Origin of the sequence: Enterobacter cloacae complex sp. P6RS (assembly GCF_014982245.1) — a bacterium.
GTDB classification, from domain to species: domain Bacteria; phylum Pseudomonadota; class Gammaproteobacteria; order Enterobacterales; family Enterobacteriaceae; genus Enterobacter; species Enterobacter bugandensis.
The window spans coordinates 1-470 of the sequence record NZ_JADCLB010000050.1 but is presented as its reverse complement, the minus strand read 5'-3'; the positions used below and the strand labels follow the sequence as shown (position 1 = coordinate 470).

Annotated in this window: 2 protein-coding genes; both read left to right on the top strand. The window is 37.2% G+C overall.

The features are described from left to right. The first annotated feature begins 4 nt into the window (after positions 1–4). On the top strand, positions 5–130 hold the full coding sequence (locus INF73_RS22310) for a hypothetical protein (RefSeq protein WP_227414415.1): 126 nt from the start codon (positions 5–7) through the stop codon (positions 128–130). A 12-nt stretch (positions 131–142) separates the two neighbouring features. Next, on the top strand, positions 143–470 hold a 328-nt coding region (locus INF73_RS21755), incomplete at its 3' end, for a FimD/PapC N-terminal domain-containing protein (RefSeq protein ID WP_193547323.1).

Genomic DNA, 470 nt, shown 5'->3' with positions numbered 1-470 from the left:
TACAATGATAGCCCCATATGATAGTTACTCTTATAGCTTGCCCAATTCAATTAATGGAAAGGAGATAACCTGGCAAATAATAAATGACTTTGGTGGGAGCAGCAAAAAATACAAAGCGCTGATATTTTGACGGGTGCTTAAAATGGCTATCTTTTTGTACAGAGGATGTATCATCATATTTTTGGCTGGGGCAACCACAGTATGTGCTTCTGAAAAATTTAATGCCACAGCGTTGCAAATTGGAAATCCAGAGCAAACACCTATTGATTTAACAGTTTTTTCACGCAAGGGCAGTAATGCCCCCGGGAACTATCGAGTAGAAATTAAACTTAATAATGTGAAAGTCGATACAAGAGATGTCTTCTTCGATCGTTCAAAAGAAGGGATATTAGTACCTGAGTTTACACTCGGTCAGTATAAAAAATTTGGCTTAGATACCAGACAACTTACTACACTGTCTTCTTTTAAAG

Coding starts and splice junctions, on each gene's coding strand:
- INF73_RS22310 (WP_227414415.1), top strand. CDS start 5: ATGATAGCCCCATATGATAGTTACTCTTATAGCTTGCCCAATTCAATT.